A 15,995-nucleotide genomic window follows, 5' to 3' on the forward strand; every position below is an offset into this window, starting at 1 on the left:
TTACACCTTATCTACACGTTGTCCGGCCAGGGCGCGACGAATGGAGGCATCCATGCGTCGGGCAGCAAAGTCAGCCGTTTGTTTGTCTGTCTGCTCTATGGCGAGCTTGATGGCAGCCACGTCGTCACCTGTGGCACTCTGTTGCAGCGATTCAACCGCCGCCGTTATGTCTGCACGCTCTTGATCGTCGAGCAGCTCGGCGCCGTCTGCCGCCAGCGCACTGACGATGTTTTCGATGACGCGCGCCGCTTCTACTTTTTGCTCGGCCAGCATGCGCGCGTCAAGGTCTTCTTTGGCATGCTCGAACGAGGCTTTCAACATGGTGGCAATGTCGGTTTCATTCAGGCCGTAAGAGGGTTTAACCTCGATATCTGCCTGCACGCCGGAGGATTTCTCCATGGCGCTGACCGACAATAAACCATCGGCATCCACCTGAAAGGTCACGCGAATATGCGCCGCACCGGCCGCCATCGGCGGTATGTCGGTCAGGTTAAAGCGGGCCAGTGAGCGACAGTCGGCCACCAACTCGCGCTCCCCCTGTACCACGTGAATCGCCATGGCGGTCTGGCCATCTTTAAAGGTGGTAAATTCCTGCGCACGCGCCACGGGTATGGTGGTATTGCGCGGGATCACCTTTTCTACCAGACCACCCATGGTTTCGAGCCCCAGTGACAAGGGGATCACGTCCAGTAACAGCATGTCGCTGTCGGGCTTGTTGCCGATCAGTATATCTGCCTGAATGGCGGCACCAATGGCCACCACTTTATCCGGATCCAGACTGGTCAGCGGTTCGGTGGCAAAGAACTCCCCCACCCGGTGGCGCACCAGTGGCACCCGGGTCGAGCCGCCCACCATCACCACTTCCTGCACCTCGGCCGCCGTGACGCCTGCATCTTTCAGGGCGCGGCGACAGGCCATCAGGGTCTTGTTGACCCAGGGCAGAATAAGCGCATCAAAGTCGGCACGGGTCAAGGTGCCTTGCCAGTCTTGCCAGCGGATGTCTACGGTGTCGCTGTCGGTTAATGCCTGCTTGGCGGCACAGGCCACATCCAGCAGATTGCGCTGCTGGGTCGGGCTCAGTTCGCCGATATTGGCCTGTTGCTGGATCCAGTCGGCCAGGGCATGGTCAAAGTCATCGCCGCCCAAAGAGGAGTCACCACCGGTAGCCAGCACCTCGAAGACACCACGATGCAATCGCAGGATGGAAATATCGAAGGTACCACCGCCCAGATCGAAGACGGCAATCACGCCTTCCTGTCCCGAGTCCAGCCCGTAGGCAATGGCTGCTGCCGTGGGCTCGTTCAGTAAGCGCAATACCTCAAGACCGGCCAGTTGTGCCGCATCCTTGGTGCCCTGGCGCTGGGCATCATCAAAATAGGCCGGCACCGTGATCACGGCGCCTTGTATCGGATTACCCAGGCTGGCTTCGGCTCGCTCGGCCAGCGCCTTCAGAATTTCGGCCGACACCTGCACCGGATTAACCGGCCCCTGAGGGGTGTCCAGCTCTATGATGCCGTTGTTGGTATCGCGAAAGATATAGGGCAAACGCTGATGGGGGATGTCGGCAAGCGCCTTGCCCATCAGTCGTTTGACCGAGGCGAAGGTATGTTGCGGATCCTGGTCTGCTTCGCGTTTGGCATCGTGGCCCACTCGCAGGCTATCCTGGGTATAGTGCACCACAGAGGGCAGCAAGTCGCGGCCTTGATCGTCAACCAGGGTTTCGGGCGAACCGCTGCGTACCACGGCCACCAGCGAGTTGGTGGTGCCCAAATCGATACCCACCGCCCATTTATGCTCATGCGGAGCCGCGCTCTGGCCCGGCTCAGATATTTGTAATAATGCCATTAGGGTTAGAATTCCTGCTGCGCATCTTCCAAACGTTCGAGTTCGGTATGCAGCTTAGTCATGAATTTAAGTTTACGTACCGTATCGGCGGCCTCTTGCCACTGAGCCGCGCCCAGTTGCTGTTCCAGCTCGGCATAATAGTCGGCCGTGGCCTGCTGCAGCTCTTGATCAAACGCCATGATGGCGGCAAATACATCTGGTGCATCACTGATGTCTGCCAGTTGTTCACGCCATTCCATTTGTTGCATCAAGAACGCGGGATCTTTAAGTGTTTGCTGCTCGGCATGCAGTTCGACGCCCTGCAAAGCAAGCAGATGTTCGGCGCGACTGAGAGGTGATTTAAGCGTAGTGAAGGCATCATTGATTAAGGCGGCACGTTGTACCGCCTGAAGACGCTCTCGCTCAGGGCGAGCGGCAAACTTATCGGGATGGAACTGCATTTGCAGCCCCCGATAGGTTTCGGCCAGCGTCTGATTATCCAGTGCAAACTCTGCCGGCAAATCAAACAGCTCGAAATAGTTCATGCTGCGTCCTTAAACGTTAAAGCTTTCGCCGCATCCACATTCCCCACTGGTATTGGGGTTGTTGAATTTGAAGCCTTCGTTCAAGCCTTCTTTGGCAAAGTCGAGTTCGGTACCGTCTAAATACACCAGGCTTTTGCTATCGACGATCACCTTGACGTCGCCATGCTCGAACACTTGATCGCCTTCTGACAGTTCGTCGACGAATTCAAGTACATAAGCCATGCCAGAACAACCGGAAGTTCTCACTCCCAGGCGCAGGCCAAGGCCTTTGCCTCTGTTATTCAAGAAGGTCCGCACCCGCTGTGCAGCTGCATCGGTAATGGTGATCGCCATGGTGTCTCCGTTTACGCTAGGTCTTTCTTCTTCTTGTAATCTTCAATCGCTGCCTTGATGGCATCTTCGGCCAAAATGGAGCAGTGGATTTTTACCGGTGGCAACGCCAGCTCTTCGGCAATATCGGTGTTCTTGATACTGGCCGCTTCTTCCAGGTTCTTGCCTTTTACCCACTCGGTAATCAGCGAGCTGGACGCAATGGCAGAGCCACAGCCGTAGGTCTTGAACTTGGCGTCTTCAATAATGCCTGCGTCGCTGATCTTCAGCTGCAGTTTCATGACGTCGCCACAGGCCGGAGCACCCACCATACCGGTAGCAATGCTCGGGTCGTTCTTGTCGAAACCGCCCACGTTACGGGGGTTTTCATAGTGATCTATTACTTTTTCGCTGTAAGCCATGATTTATTCCTCACCCATGCTTTAATGGTTTAGACACCTTAATGGTGTGCCCATTCAACTTGATCCAAATCTATTCCGTCTTTAAACATTTCCCACAGTGGAGACATGTCACGCAGGCGGCCGATGGCGTCGTTGACCAGACGAATGGCGTAGTCAATTTGCGCTTCGGTGGTAAAGCGTCCGATGCTGAAACGAATGGAGCTATGCGCCAGTTCGTCGTTCAGACCCAAGGCACGCAGTACATAGGAAGGCTCCAGGCTGGCAGACGTACAAGCCGAGCCGGAAGAGACCGCCAGATCCTTCAGCGCCATAATCAGGGACTCACCTTCTACATAGGCGAAACTGATGTTCAGAATACCCGGCACCCGCTGTTCCAGGTCACCGTTTACATATACTTCTTCGATGTCTTTAAGGCCGTTGTACAGGCGCTGACGCAAGGCCAGAATACGCTCGCCTTCGGCGTGCATTTCTTCCTGGGCAATACGGAACGCTTCACCCATGCCCACAATCTGGTGGGTAGCCAGGGTACCGGAGCGCATGCCTCTTTCGTGACCGCCGCCGTGCATCTGGGCTTCCAGTCGAACCCGAGGCTTGCGGGACACATAAAGTGCACCTATGCCCTTGGGGCCGTATACCTTGTGTGCGGATACTGACAGCAGGTCGATATTCATGTCTTTCACGTCGATGTCGATTTTGCCGGCACTTTGTGCGGCATCAACATGGAACATGATCTTGCGGCTGCGGCACAGCTCGCCAATGGCTTTAACGTCCTGAATAACACCGGTTTCGTTGTTCACGTGCATGATGCTCACCAGTATGGTGTCTTCACGCAGGGCATTTTCAATTTGCTCCAGGGTAAACAGGCCGCTGGACTGTGGCTCGAGGTAGGTTACCTCATAGCCTTCGCGCTCCAGCTGGCGGCATGGGTCCAGCACGGCTTTATGTTCGGTCTTGGAGGTAATAATGTGCTTGCCTTTCTTGCCATAGAAGTTGGCTATCCCCTTGATGGCAAGGTTGTCAGACTCGGTTGCACCCGAGGTGAACACGATTTCACGCGGGTCGGCATTAATCAAGTCGGCAATCTGATTACGGGCAATATCGACCAGCTCTTCCGCCTGCCAGCCGAAGCGGTGCGAACGGGAAGCCGGGTTACCGAAAATACCGTCTTGGGTCAGACATTGCATCATCTTTTCGGCAACGCGTGCATCTACCGGGCAGGTAGCCGCATAGTCGAGATAAATGGGCAGTTTCATTATATTCTCCATTACAACGCTGCTCTGTACGGCAGTCTTGTCATCGACATTTAATAAATAGGTTCGGGCTCACTTGCTGTTACTCGTATTATTCCAGAGTTAACAGGCTTACTTTACTGTCTTGCTGCTCGGCGATGCGCCGCACACCTTGCTGACTGACCAGCTCGGCTAAACTTATACCTTCAAGAAAGTCACTTATGCGATCACTGAGTGCGCACCAGAGTGAATGGGTCAGGCACTGATTACCACCTTGGCAATCGCCCTTCCCCTGGCATTTGGTGGCATCTACCGACTCGTCGACGGCCATGATAATGGCTCCGACGGAAATGGCGGATTGCTCCATACCCAATCGGTATCCACCACCGGGACCACGCACACTACTCACCAGCCCGTGCTTGCGCAATCGCGCAAACAGCTGCTCAAGATAGGACAGGGAAATTCCCTGTCGCTCGGAGATATAGGCCAGTGACACAGGTCCTGCGTCGCCGTGCAAGGCTACATCGAGCATGGCAGTAACTGCATAACGCCCTTTTGATGTCAGTCTCATGTAATTAAACCCTTTCCAGATATGACATCAGGGTGTCATACCCGACTGTTTCAGTCAAGTATTAACCCGAGTGATACAGTCAACTATTATCGCCCCGCTGGCGGCCCGTTTTTTGTATCGAAGTGAGAATGCCACGCAAGATATTCAGTTCATAGGCTTCGGGTCGCGCACGGGTAAACAGACGGCGCAATTTGGTCATAATCTGCCCCGGATGAGGCTTGATGATAAAGCCGGTTTCCAGCAGGGTTTCTTCCAGATGCACATAGAAACGCTCCAGATCCTGCGACAGGGGATAATCCTGCTCCGGTTCTGCGTCTGTACTCTGCTCCCGGGCCAGCCAGGCCATACGGGTTTCATAGCTGATGGTTTGCACCGCCATGGCCAGGTTGAGGGAGCTGTATTCCGGGTTGGCCGGAATAGCCACGTGATAATGGCACTGCTGTAACTCGTCGTTGCTCAAACCGGTACGTTCACGGCCAAATACCAGCGCCACTTTGTGCTTTGGGGCTTCGGCTATGGCTTTGTTGCCCGCTTCGCGCGCATCCAGCATGGGCCAGGACCAGGTACGAGAACGGGCACTGGTGCCAATGACAAGGCCGCAATCGGCGACGGCCTCGGCCAGGGTAGCCACTGTGGTGGACCGTTCCAGAATGTCACTGGCGCCGGCCGACAGGGCAATCGCCTGATCGTCTATCGGGTTAACCGGATCGACCAGCCACAACTCGCCCAGCCCCATGGTTTTCATGGCGCGTGCGGCCGAGCCGATATTGCCGGTGTGTGAGGTATTAACCAACACGATTCGTATTTGCTCAAGCATGTGCAGAGAATCCAAGGGTGCTTAAGGCGCAAGATTCTAACACAGTGAACGGCCGCTGTAAGAGAATGATAAACACAGTTGAGGGGAAAACGTGAAGTGTGAGAGACAAAAAAAAGCAGCGGACCTACAGGTTCACTGCTTTTTTAACTTTCAGCTTCCAGCTTTATTTCCGCGCGTGCCTGAGTTCGCCACCTTGCTCGATCAAGTTCAGTTCCAGCAGTGAGTAGCGGTGTTCGACAAAGTCGTAGATGTTGGTGGCCAGTGCCAGCTTGAAATAGACTTCGGCGCTCTCGAGGTCACCCTGGCGCTGAGCACGCTTGGCCAGGTAGAAGTAGGCTTCACATAACCGTTCGGCCAGCTCCTTGTTATCGGCGCTTTCTTCTGCAATGCGGTTAAGCAGCTGCTCTTCGGTCACGGTTCCCAGGTAGACATTCACAATATCCCAGGTCCATTCATCGTTGCCATACTGCTGCTGATGTTGTTGCAAGGTGACCAGCGCCGCCTCGGGATCCAGACGCTCCAGCGCCAGATACCAGAGCAATAACCGATAAGGGTCACCGGGCTCGTCGTCGAGAAACACCTTGAGATCCTGTGCTGCCAGCCGTGGCCGCCCGCCATAGTACAGGGCGATGCCACGATTGAGGTTGGCATAGGCATAATCCGGAGCCAGATCCAGCGCCGAGTCGAAAGCCTCGTAGGCTTCATCGAACTCCTGATTCTGGGTCAGATAAACACCATTCAGATTATAGGCATCGGCAAAATCCGGTCTTTCCCGCAAGGCGCGATTGAAGTCCAGTCGCGCCATTGCTCGCAAGCCAACACGATCGAAAATGACACCACGCTGAAAAAACAGCTCGGCACGTTGTTCGGGGGTTAACCCGGGAGAATTCAGCATTTGCCCCAGTCGGGCAATTCCCAGCTCACTTTCGTAGGACACCTGCATAGGCACAGGAAGAACCAGAGTAGGCGTGACTACGCTGGGTGAACTGCAACCAGCCAACAGGCTGCCAAGAAGCACTAAAGGGCCGAGCAATAATCTTTCGTTCAAGACGGCTCCGAACTTGTCTTATTATGAACACATGTTAAGCAGCTCTGCGCCATTTGTCATGTTGCAAATGAACTCCATAACAAAAAGGGCCCCAACGGGGCCCTTTAGTATAGACATTCTTAAGCCAACGGCTCTTGATCTGCCCCTTCTTTTTCTACCTGTGGCGGTAGCATGTGCTCCCGCTGCACCCCCAGCATCATGGCCCAGGCGCTGGCGATATAAATTGAAGAGTAGGTACCAAAACCGATGCCCAGCAACAGGGCCGTGGCAAAACCGTGAATCAAGGCTCCGCCCTTCATAAACAGGGCAATCACCACCACCAGGGTGGTGGCAGAGGTGATCAAGGTTCGACTCAGGGTCTCGGTAATGGCCTCGTTGAAGACCTCGGCGGTACTGGTATTACGCACCCGGCGGAAGTTTTCCCGCACCCGGTCAAACACCACTATGGTGTCGTTGAGCGAGTAACCCACCACCGTTAGCAAGGCCGCCACTATGGTCAGATCAACTTCAATCTGCAGCCAGGAAAAGACACCCAGGGTAATAATGACATCGTGTGCCAATGACATGACGGCACCGGATGCCAGACGCCACTCGAAACGCATTCCCACATAGACAAGAATACTCAGCAGCGCCACCAGAATGGCCAGACCACCCTGCTCGGCCAGCTCTTTACCAATGGCCGGCCCCACAAACTCCAGCCGCTTCATTTCCACGGGGGTTTGGGTTTGTGCCATGGCGGCCAGCACAGCGTCACCCTGCTGCTGCACATCCACGCCCGCCTGAGGCGCCAGCCGGATCAGTATATCCCGGCTGGTGCCAAAGTTTTGCACGGTAGCACTACTCAGGCCCAGCTGTTCCAGGTTATCACGCACTGCGTCCAGCTCTACTGCTTGCTCGAACGCCACTTCCACCACAGTACCACCGGTGAAGTCCAGCCCCCAGTTCAGCCCTTTGGTAAACAGGCTGAAAAAGCACAGCGCAATCAACACCAGTGAAGCGACGGTCGCCGCTTTCGAATAGTGCATGAAGCGAATGGGCGCCCGGGTTTTGAGGATCTCAAACATGTTATTTCCTCATATCGACAGTTTGCTGAGACGCTTGCCGCCCCAGAACAGGTTAACCAGCGCTCGCGTTCCCACAATAGCGGTAAACATGGAAGCCAGGATCCCTATCATCAAGGTAACGGCAAAGCCCTTGATCGGACCCGTGCCCACGGCAAACAGGATAATGGCGGTGATCAGGGTGGTGATGTTGGCATCGGCAATGGTGCCCAACGCCTTGTCATACCCGATGTGAATGGCCTGCTGTATCCCGCGGCCATCGCGCAGTTCTTCACGTATGCGTTCGAAGATCAGCACGTTGGCATCTACCGACATCCCTATGGTCAATACGATACCGGCAATACCCGGCAGCGTCATGGTGGCACCGGGTACCATGGACATGACACCGATAATGATCACCAGGTTGGCCAGCAAGGCCGCATTGGCGATCAGGCCGAACTTGCGATAATAGATCATCATGAACAGCACCACGGCCAACATGCCGTACAGCATGGCCATCATGCCGTTTTCGATGTTCTGCTTACCCAGACTCGGACCTATGGTGCGCTCTTCCACAATCTGAATAGGGGCAATCAAGGCGCCGGCTCGCAACAGTAACGACAGGTTTTGTGCTTCTGCCATGGAGTCGATACCGGTAATACGGAAGCTTCGGCCCAGTCGCGACTGAATGGTCGCCACGTTGATCACTTCCTGCTGCTTGTTGAATTGTCGCGAGCCGTCCTCGTTTCGCTCTTCACCGGTTTTATACTCGGTAAACACGGTCGCCATGGGGCGGCCCACGTTATCCTTGGTAAAATCGGCCATGCGGCTACCACCCGGTGCATCCAGGCTGATATTCACCTGAGGGCGGCTGAACTCGTCCATGCTGGCGCTGGCGTCAACAATGTGTTCACCGGTCAGGATAATGCGCTTGTGCAATACCACGGGGCGGCCGTCACGGTCGCGCAGTAATTCGCTGTTGGCAGGAATGCGGCCAGCATTGGCGGCGGCTATGTCTGCCTTTTCATCCACCAGACGGAATTCCAGGGTAGCGGTTGCCCCCAGTATTTCCTTGGCGCGGGCCGTGTCCTGAATGCCCGGCAACTGGACCACTATGCGTTCCGCACCCTGGCGCTGTACCAGGGGCTCGGCCACCCCGAGCTCGTTGACCCGGTTACGAATGATGGTGATGTTTTGCTGCAGTGCGTATTCTTTTACTTCTTTCAGTCGCTGCTCGCTCATGACGGCAAACAGGCCGGGATTGTCGCCGTTGTCCCGCTCGGAAAACACCAGACTCGGATAGCGGCCACGTAAAAAGCTGAGTGCCTGATCACGGGTATCGGCATCACGGAACACCACCAGGGTGCCGTCATCTTTCGTTAATACACCCGAATAGCGCAGGCGTTTCTCGCGCAAGTCGGTACGAAAGTCCTGAATTCGTTGCTCCTGAACCCGGTTCAGGGCTTCCGCCATGTCCACTTCCATCAAGAAGTGCACGCCACCTCGCAGATCGAGGCCCAGCTTCAGCGGTCCGGCACCAATGGCTTCGAGCCAGTGCGGGGTTGCGGGTGCCAGGTTGAGGGCGGTGATGTAGTCATCACCCAGCGCCTGGGCAATCAGATCCTTGCCTTTGAGCTGATCGTCGGTATTACGAAAACGAACCAGCAACTGGTTGTCTTCCAGTACGGCACTTTTTATTTCTATGCCGGCTTCGTTCAGGCGCTGCTGTGTTTGGGCTAATACCGCGGTGGTAACCTGGCTACCACGAGAGCCTGACACCTGCAACGCAGGGTCTTCACCAAATAAATTGGGTGCTGCATATAGAAAACTGATGGTGATCACGGCGATCACCATCAAGTATTTCCACAGCGGATATCGATTTAACACGCTGTGCTCCTCGACAAGGAATTAAAGGGACTGAATAGAACCCTTGGGAAGAACGGCAGTAATGAAGTCCTTCTTGATGGTGACCTGGCTCTGCTCGCTCAGGCTCAGTACCACGTAATCGCTGTCGGCAGCAATTTTGGCAATCTTGCCCACCAAACCACCGTTGGTCAGCACTTCGTCGCCTTTGCTCAGGGAAGACATCAGGTTCTTATGCTCTTTGACTCGCTTGGACTGAGGGCGGAAAATCATGAAGTAGAAGATCAGGCCGAACACCGCCAGCATGATGATCATTTCCATGCCACCACCTGCGGCACCGCCACCTTGAGCATAAGCGTTAGAGATAAAGTTCATTGTTTTTCGTTCCTCATTGATGATTAAAGCGATGAATAAAACTCGTACCTAAAAGAAAAGAGAGGTCAGATGCTCACCCCTCTTCAACCATTTTTATTGCTCGTTTTCTATTACCTGCTGCCCTACGGTTGGAACAGGTCTGCCCAGACGGCCATAGAAGTCGGCAACAAAGGCGTCTAATTTACCCTGCTCTATGGCCGTGCGTAAACCTTCCATTACTCGCTGGTAGTAACGCAGGTTGTGAATGGTGTTTAAACGCGCACCCAATATCTCGTTACACTTGTCTAAATGGTGCAAATAAGAGCGGGAGTAATTCTTGCAGGTGTAGCAGTCGCACTCGGCATCCAGCGGCCCGGTATCCGTTTTATGCTTGGCATTACGAATTTTCACCACGCCGTCTGTGGTAAACAGGTGGCCGTTACGGGCGTTGCGGGTGGGCATCACACAGTCGAACATGTCGATACCGCGGCGTACCCCTTCTACCAGGTCTTCCGGCTTGCCGACTCCCATCAGGTAACGGGGCTTGTCGGCGGGTATCTTGGGACAGATATGCTCCAGCACCTGGTGCATTTCGTGCTTGGGCTCGCCCACCGCCAGTCCACCGACCGCATAGCCGTCGAAGCCCACGTCGAGCAGGCCGGCCAGCGACTCATCGCGCAGATCGTCGTAGATGCTGCCCTGAATAATGCCAAACAAGGCATTCTTGTTACCCTGCTTGTCGAAATGATCCCGCGAGCGCTTGGCCCAGCGCAGCGACATTTCCATCGATTTTTTAGCCTCTTCCCAGGTCGCTGGGTAAGGCGTGCATTCGTCCATGATCATGACGATGTCGGAACCCAGATCGTACTGGATTTCCATCGACACTTCCGGCGAGAGAAATATCTTGTCACCGTTGACCGGGTTCCGGAAATAAACCCCTTCTTCGGTGATCTTGCGAATGTCACCGAGGCTGAATACCTGAAAGCCACCGGAGTCGGTCAGTATCGGCCCCTGCCAGTTCATGAAGTCATGCAAGTCGCCGTGCAGCTTCATCACTTCCTGCCCCGGGCGCACCCAAAGGTGAAAGGTATTGCCCAGCAGAATGTGCGCGCCTGTGTCGGCCACCTCTTCCGGCGTCATGCCCTTGACAGTGCCGTAGGTTCCCACCGGCATAAAGGCGGGGGTTTCCACCACACCACGGTCAAATATCATGCGGCCACGACGGGCAAGGCCATCGGTAGTATCCAGTTCAAATTTCATCAATTACCTCTTACGGTCAGAGAAACAGTCCAACCTTGTTTTTAAAACAGGTGAGGGGTGAGACGTGAGGAGTAAGGGGCAAACCAATGCCCTGGGTACACCACATATGTGCGATCCCGACTTACGTCTCACGCTTTGCAGCTTACGTCTCACACTTCACACCTTACGGTTCTTTATAATTTGCTCTGCCGCGTAATAAACATGGCATCGCCATAGCTAAAGAAGCGATAACGCTCGCTGATGGCCTGGCGATACGCTTCTTTAATATGATCATAACCGGCAAAGGCACTCACCAGCATGATCAGCGTTGATTCGGGCAGGTGGAAGTTGGTGATCATGGCATCCACCAGCTGAAAGCGATATCCGGGGTAGATAAAAATATCGGTATCCCCGTAAAAAGGCGCCAGCGGGGTATTGTTGGCCAGAGCCGCCTGGGCCGCACTTTCGAGGGAGCGTACCGAGGTGGTGCCCACGGCGATAACGCGCCCGCCGCGGGCCCTGGTGGCCTCAATTTGTGCCACTACGCCTGCCGGTACTTCTATATATTCGGAGTGCATTTTATGCTCAAGCACATTATCCACCCGCACCGGCTGAAAGGTGCCGGCACCCACGTGCAAGGTGATAAAGGCCAGCTCGGCGCCCTTGGCCACCAGCGCATCCAGCAGCGGCTGGTCGAAATGCAGGCCGGCCGTCGGGGCGGCAACGGCACCGGGCTTTTCGTTGTATACGGTCTGATAACGCTCTTTATCGGCTTCGGTATCCGGCCGGTCGATATAAGGAGGCAGCGGCATATGGCCAACGGCTTCCAGGATCTCGAGCACGGTTCTGTGGTCATCGTGAAATTCAATTTCAAACAAGGCGTCGTGGCGAGCCACCATGGTGGCCTGTACGTCCGGCTCCAGTATCAGGGCCGTACCGGGCTTGGGAGCCTTGGAGGCACGCACATGAGCCAGAACGCGCTTGTCGTCCAGCACCCGCTCTACCAGTACTTCCAGCTTGCCCCCACTGGCTTTATGGCCAAAGAGTCGGGCCGGAATAACCCGGGTATTATTGAAGACCAGCAAGTCACCGGGATTAACCCGCTCCAGAACCTGGTGGAAGTGACCATGACTGATATCACCACTGTTACCGTCCAGTTGTAACAGGCGACTCGCGCCGCGTTCCGGCATGGGATGGCGGGCTATCAGTTCATCGGGAAGCTCAAAGGAAAAATCGCGGACCAGCATACACAACCTCTTGTAATAACGGGCGCTAGTCTAGTGAGGCCGACCGACAGGATCAAGGCAATTCGCCAAGGTGGCGGCATAATGCATATGATTAGAATATAGCGTAAGGTCGATGTACCGGATGTTTGATGGGTGGGTGCTTTATGGCAACCCCCGTCATGCAAGCTGCTGCTATTCAGCTATCTTGATATAAAAGAGAGGAATACACCATGCCAGCTATCGTCTCTGAAATTATGACTCGCGATGTGATTAGTCTCCCTCCCTCCGCCACTCTGGGCGAAGCCCGTATCCTGATGCAGCGCCACCATATTCGCCACCTTCCGGTGCTGGCAGAAGATACTCTGGTGGGGTTGGTTAGCCAGCGCGATATTTTGGCCGCCCAGGAGTCGAGCCTGGAAAACGATCACAATGGCGCTTTTCTGCTGCAGCACCGACTATCCGAAATCATGGTGCAGGATGTGACCACCGTTAGCCCCAGAGCCGGTATTCGCGAGGCGGCACAGTATTTGCAAAAATATAAATACGGTTGCCTGCCGGTGACCGACAAGGGCAAACTGGTGGGCATTGTTACCGACAGTGACTTTGTTACCGTGGCGATTCATCTGCTTGAAGTGCTGGATGCCCAGCTGGCCGATCAGCCCGATGACGAACCCGATCCCGATGATCTCGACCTGGTCATCACCGAAGAAGACAGCGACGATCTCGCGGCACGATGAATTACCTGGCCCACCTGCATCTGGCGCAGTGCAGCCAGACCAGCTTGTCGGGTGCGCTGCTGGGTGAGTATGTTAGAGGCGCCATAGATACCCGGCTCACCGCCCGGCTGCAGGAAGGCGTTTGGCTACACAGACGCATAGACAGTTTTACTGATGCTCATCCCCTGCATGCGGGGGCGGTACGAGCCTTGCCCAGCCCTTTTCGCCGTTATGGCGGCATTATCATGGACATGATGTTCGATCATTTTCTGGCGCGGCACTGGTCCCGTTACCATGCCTTGCCACTGCGCGAGTTCATCGACTACGCTCACGCCCAGCTGATACCCGATGAGCATTGGCCCACCGCCATGAAGACCCTGGTTGAGCGTATGCAGCACTATCAGCTACTGGCCAGCTATCAAACTCTGGACGGCATCAGCCTGGCTATTGCCCGCATCGATCACCGCTTTCGTCGTCCTACTCCCCTGCCGCACTGCGGCCCGCTGTTGCAAGAACACTATGCTGACATGGAGCAGGCGTTTCTGGATTTTTATCCCGACCTGATGACCTTTGCCATCGCCGAAGTAAGCCAGCACCAAGCAAGCTCGCATAACGAATACAAGTAGTGTGTCGAGTTTGCTGTTAAAAATTAAAAATATTTATCGCCACGGAAACCACGGACGAAGAGCGAAAAGGGCTGTAATGGGTGAAGAATAAACAGCCAAGGGTCGAACCTGTGCACCAGATCCTGCTGCGCAGGATTTAGCAGCTAAAGCAGCTCCTACAGGAGGCGATGATTTGGTTTTTCGTAGGCTCTGCTTCAGCTGTGCAATGGCGCGGAGCGGCATCTTGGTCTCGATATTTCATATATCGCCGTATTGCCTCGAACCGGTGCCCCAGATCCGGCGTTGCCGAATTTAGCAGCGGTCGCAGCTACTACAGGGGGAGGTGGCTTGTTAGACCTTTACCCATGCCTTGGGGTTTGCCGGATAAAAAAGATCGGGCTGCCGTGGGACATGCTCGAATACGCGGGTGTTTTTGTGGGGTAACTTCATGAAGCCACCCACTCCCTGATCGGTGATCTCGGGAATAAGCGACACTATTTGCCGTAACAAGGCGGCAAAGTCCGCCTCGGCACTCGCATCCAGCAGCCGGTAATAGCTGTGCAGCTTCATGTGGTGCGGGGTTACTTCGAAGATGATACAGCCGGTGTGATGAATATCGTTAAGCCGTGCCAGCACCGCCATAATACTGGGTGGCAGGGTCAGTTGTTCATCCGGATCTCGACCATCTTCAAAATAGGAATGCTGCCGGCTGGCAGCGTGAGTACTGGGAATGTCTGCCAGGCGATACGGAATTTCGGTATCCGCCAAGGGATAAAACGGCTCAATGGCGCGGTTGCGACTCAGGTGAATGGTGTTGCGCGCATTAAATAAACAGGCCTTGAACAAGCCGACCTTGTCGATGGCCTGGGCCAGCTTGACCACCGTATTAACGGCCTGCACAAAGGCATGCTCCAGCGCGCTATCATACAAGTTCAGACTGGAGTCGATATAGAGACCATCGGCTTGCCAGTGCACCACCAGCCCACCCACCACCGGATAGCGCCCCAAACGGCTCACCGCCGCAACAAAGGCTTTTTCACTCTCTCCCATCCCCGTCAGGTAATTCTTGTAATAGCGTTCAAGCTGAGCGTCGTTGACATCATACAGGCTGGCCCGCTCGCTATGCTCTCGCAAAAAAGAGGTGCGCGACGAATAGACGACGGTATCCATGGCGTGCAGCTCCGGGCTGACCCACACGGGTAATTTGGGGCGGGTGTCGAGCAAGGGCAGCTCGGGCAGCACCAGCCGTTTCAGGCGGGCCATGGTGGGGATCAGGTAGTCGCCCGCCAGGCGACGGGTCTTGGCATCCGGTGCCAGCAAGCCGTCCAGCAAGAGCGCAAACTCTTTGGGCAACCCCAGGCTGCTGGCCGGCATCACGCCACAACCAAAGCGACAGCCCTGCCCCGAAGCCAGCGCATACAAGGTAGCCGCCACACCTTGTTCATCAAACCGGGGGCTGGATAGCGCCCCGTCTCGTTGCTCGGGACCAATAAAATAAATATCACCCAGTCGTGCATTGCTGTGCTGCAGATCCGCCGCCATCAGCTGCATCACATTGGTGGCAATAAACTGCCCCTTGCTGTCGGTTTGTGCAAATACCGACGAGCCCCAGTCCACCAGCTTGATATGGCCGCTGTCGGCATCGAAGACGATATTGGACGGTTTGATGTCGCCGTGTACCACAGGCGCCGGCTGCCCCTGCTGGTGGTGATTGCGCAACGCCTGCAGAATTTCTGCCAGCTGGGCGGCAATATCGATGAGCTGGCGAGGCGGCAACGGCCCCTGGCGCAGACTGTACTGCTCTAAGTCGATGCCTCTGGCGCGGCTCATCATCAGGATGCCCTGCTTCTTGATGCGCTGATAGGTGATATAGGTAGGGACGCCGGGATGATCTATCTGCGCCAGCATATAGGCTTCATCGGCCAGCCGTTCGCGAATGTGCAGCGGCAAGGTAATGCGCGAAAACTTGAAGGCATATTCCTGACCCGGCTCGGCGATGCCGGCAAAGGTAAAGCCGTAAGCACCCTGGCCCACCAACTGAATATGACGATAGCCCAGCTCTTGCAGCTTGCAGATACACAAGGCAATCCAGTCTTTGAGTTTTTTGGCGTCGTTGGCATTCAGCAGATAAATCGACTGTTCTTCGGGAATATAAAAGTTATGCAGCTGGTGCCTGTCCATCTGTGG

At 55.2% G+C, this 15,995-nt stretch carries 16 protein-coding genes; 2 read left to right on the plus strand and 14 right to left on the minus strand.

The window, feature by feature from the left end:
* The 13 genes from hscA to queA form a co-directional block, all read right to left on the minus strand.
* Complete coding sequence (gene hscA, locus ACN0VL_RS08395) at positions 1–1,845, minus strand: Fe-S protein assembly chaperone HscA (protein WP_417616355.1); 1,845 nt, start codon at positions 1,843–1,845, stop codon at positions 1–3.
* Positions 1,846–1,850: 5 nt separating this feature from the next.
* Positions 1,851–2,369 carry a co-chaperone HscB gene (gene hscB, locus ACN0VL_RS08400; protein ID WP_417616357.1) on the minus strand — a complete coding sequence of 173 codons (519 nt, stop codon included), beginning with the start codon at positions 2,367–2,369 and terminating at the stop codon, positions 1,851–1,853.
* 9 nt (positions 2,370–2,378) lie between these two features.
* Positions 2,379–2,702, minus strand: a complete 324-nt coding sequence (gene iscA / locus ACN0VL_RS08405; RefSeq protein WP_417616359.1) for an iron-sulfur cluster assembly protein IscA — start codon at positions 2,700–2,702, stop codon at positions 2,379–2,381.
* Positions 2,703–2,713: 11 nt separating this feature from the next.
* Positions 2,714–3,100, minus strand: coding sequence for a Fe-S cluster assembly scaffold IscU (gene iscU, locus ACN0VL_RS08410; protein WP_417616361.1), 387 nt, complete (start codon positions 3,098–3,100; stop codon positions 2,714–2,716).
* 38 nt (positions 3,101–3,138) lie between these two features.
* Positions 3,139–4,353, minus strand: coding sequence for an IscS subfamily cysteine desulfurase (locus ACN0VL_RS08415; RefSeq protein ID WP_417616363.1), 1,215 nt, complete (start codon positions 4,351–4,353; stop codon positions 3,139–3,141).
* Between the two features lie 88 nt (positions 4,354–4,441).
* A complete protein-coding gene (iscR, locus tag ACN0VL_RS08420) occupies positions 4,442–4,900 on the minus strand; it encodes a Fe-S cluster assembly transcriptional regulator IscR (RefSeq protein WP_417616365.1) in 459 nt (152 codons plus the stop codon).
* 79 nt (positions 4,901–4,979) lie between these two features.
* Positions 4,980–5,717, minus strand: coding sequence for a tRNA (cytosine(32)/uridine(32)-2'-O)-methyltransferase TrmJ (gene trmJ / locus ACN0VL_RS08425; RefSeq protein WP_417616367.1), 738 nt, complete (start codon positions 5,715–5,717; stop codon positions 4,980–4,982).
* A gap of 163 nt (positions 5,718–5,880) precedes the next feature.
* The gene (gene nlpI, locus ACN0VL_RS08430; RefSeq protein ID WP_417616369.1) at positions 5,881–6,765 is read right to left on the minus strand and encodes a lipoprotein NlpI; all 885 of its coding nucleotides are present in this window, start codon (positions 6,763–6,765) and stop codon (positions 5,881–5,883) included.
* 119 nt (positions 6,766–6,884) lie between these two features.
* Positions 6,885–7,829, minus strand: coding sequence for a protein translocase subunit SecF (gene secF, locus ACN0VL_RS08435; protein WP_417616371.1), 945 nt, complete (start codon positions 7,827–7,829; stop codon positions 6,885–6,887).
* 9 nt (positions 7,830–7,838) lie between these two features.
* Positions 7,839–9,692, minus strand: a complete 1,854-nt coding sequence (gene secD / locus ACN0VL_RS08440) for a protein translocase subunit SecD (RefSeq protein WP_417616373.1) — start codon at positions 9,690–9,692, stop codon at positions 7,839–7,841.
* Positions 9,693–9,713: 21 nt separating this feature from the next.
* Positions 9,714–10,043, minus strand: coding sequence for a preprotein translocase subunit YajC (gene yajC / locus ACN0VL_RS08445; RefSeq protein ID WP_417616375.1), 330 nt, complete (start codon positions 10,041–10,043; stop codon positions 9,714–9,716).
* A 93-nt stretch (positions 10,044–10,136) separates the two neighbouring features.
* Complete coding sequence (gene tgt / locus ACN0VL_RS08450) at positions 10,137–11,282, minus strand: tRNA guanosine(34) transglycosylase Tgt (RefSeq protein ID WP_417616376.1); 1,146 nt, start codon at positions 11,280–11,282, stop codon at positions 10,137–10,139.
* Between the two features lie 173 nt (positions 11,283–11,455).
* Positions 11,456–12,508, minus strand: coding sequence for a tRNA preQ1(34) S-adenosylmethionine ribosyltransferase-isomerase QueA (gene queA / locus ACN0VL_RS08455; RefSeq protein WP_417616378.1), 1,053 nt, complete (start codon positions 12,506–12,508; stop codon positions 11,456–11,458).
* Positions 12,509–12,717: 209 nt separating this feature from the next.
* On the opposite strand from queA, the gene ACN0VL_RS08460 reads away from it, so the two are divergent.
* Both ACN0VL_RS08460 and ACN0VL_RS08465 read left to right on the plus strand, forming a co-directional pair.
* Positions 12,718–13,224, plus strand: a complete 507-nt coding sequence (locus ACN0VL_RS08460) for a CBS domain-containing protein (protein ID WP_417616380.1) — start codon at positions 12,718–12,720, stop codon at positions 13,222–13,224.
* Positions 13,221–13,829 (plus strand): ACP phosphodiesterase, encoded by a 609-nt coding sequence (locus ACN0VL_RS08465; RefSeq protein ID WP_417616382.1) that lies wholly within the window; start codon positions 13,221–13,223, stop codon positions 13,827–13,829. Before ACN0VL_RS08460 ends, ACN0VL_RS08465 begins: the two co-directional genes overlap by 4 nt.
* Before the next feature lie 330 nt (positions 13,830–14,159).
* On the opposite strand, the gene ACN0VL_RS08470 is transcribed toward ACN0VL_RS08465, so the two are convergent.
* Entirely contained in the window at positions 14,160–15,989 is a 1,830-nt protein-coding gene (locus ACN0VL_RS08470; RefSeq protein WP_417616384.1) for a protein kinase domain-containing protein, read from the minus strand.
* Positions 15,990–15,995: the final 6 nt, after the last annotated feature.

Source organism: Oceanisphaera sp., assembly GCF_048268965.1.
Taxonomy (GTDB): domain Bacteria; phylum Pseudomonadota; class Gammaproteobacteria; order Enterobacterales; family Aeromonadaceae; genus Oceanimonas.

Excerpts from the sequence above, each read along its gene's own strand:
- hscA (WP_417616355.1), bottom strand. The coding sequence starts at position 1,845 with ATGGCATTATTACAAATATCTGAGCCGGGCCAGAGCGCGGCTCCGCAT.
- hscB (WP_417616357.1), bottom strand. The coding sequence starts at position 2,369 with ATGAACTATTTCGAGCTGTTTGATTTGCCGGCAGAGTTTGCACTGGAT.
- iscA (WP_417616359.1), bottom strand. The coding sequence starts at position 2,702 with ATGGCGATCACCATTACCGATGCAGCTGCACAGCGGGTGCGGACCTTC.
- iscU (WP_417616361.1), bottom strand. The coding sequence starts at position 3,100 with ATGGCTTACAGCGAAAAAGTAATAGATCACTATGAAAACCCCCGTAAC.
- ACN0VL_RS08415 (WP_417616363.1), bottom strand. The coding sequence starts at position 4,353 with ATGAAACTGCCCATTTATCTCGACTATGCGGCTACCTGCCCGGTAGAT.
- iscR (WP_417616365.1), bottom strand. The coding sequence starts at position 4,900 with ATGAGACTGACATCAAAAGGGCGTTATGCAGTTACTGCCATGCTCGAT.
- trmJ (WP_417616367.1), bottom strand. The coding sequence starts at position 5,717 with ATGCTTGAGCAAATACGAATCGTGTTGGTTAATACCTCACACACCGGC.
- secF (WP_417616371.1), bottom strand. The coding sequence starts at position 7,829 with ATGTTTGAGATCCTCAAAACCCGGGCGCCCATTCGCTTCATGCACTAT.
- yajC (WP_417616375.1), bottom strand. The coding sequence starts at position 10,043 with ATGAACTTTATCTCTAACGCTTATGCTCAAGGTGGCGGTGCCGCAGGT.
- tgt (WP_417616376.1), bottom strand. The coding sequence starts at position 11,282 with ATGAAATTTGAACTGGATACTACCGATGGCCTTGCCCGTCGTGGCCGC.
- queA (WP_417616378.1), bottom strand. The coding sequence starts at position 12,508 with ATGCTGGTCCGCGATTTTTCCTTTGAGCTTCCCGATGAACTGATAGCC.
- ACN0VL_RS08460 (WP_417616380.1), top strand. The coding sequence starts at position 12,718 with ATGCCAGCTATCGTCTCTGAAATTATGACTCGCGATGTGATTAGTCTC.
- ACN0VL_RS08465 (WP_417616382.1), top strand. The coding sequence starts at position 13,221 with ATGAATTACCTGGCCCACCTGCATCTGGCGCAGTGCAGCCAGACCAGC.
- ACN0VL_RS08470 (WP_417616384.1), bottom strand. The coding sequence starts at position 15,989 with ATGGACAGGCACCAGCTGCATAACTTTTATATTCCCGAAGAACAGTCG.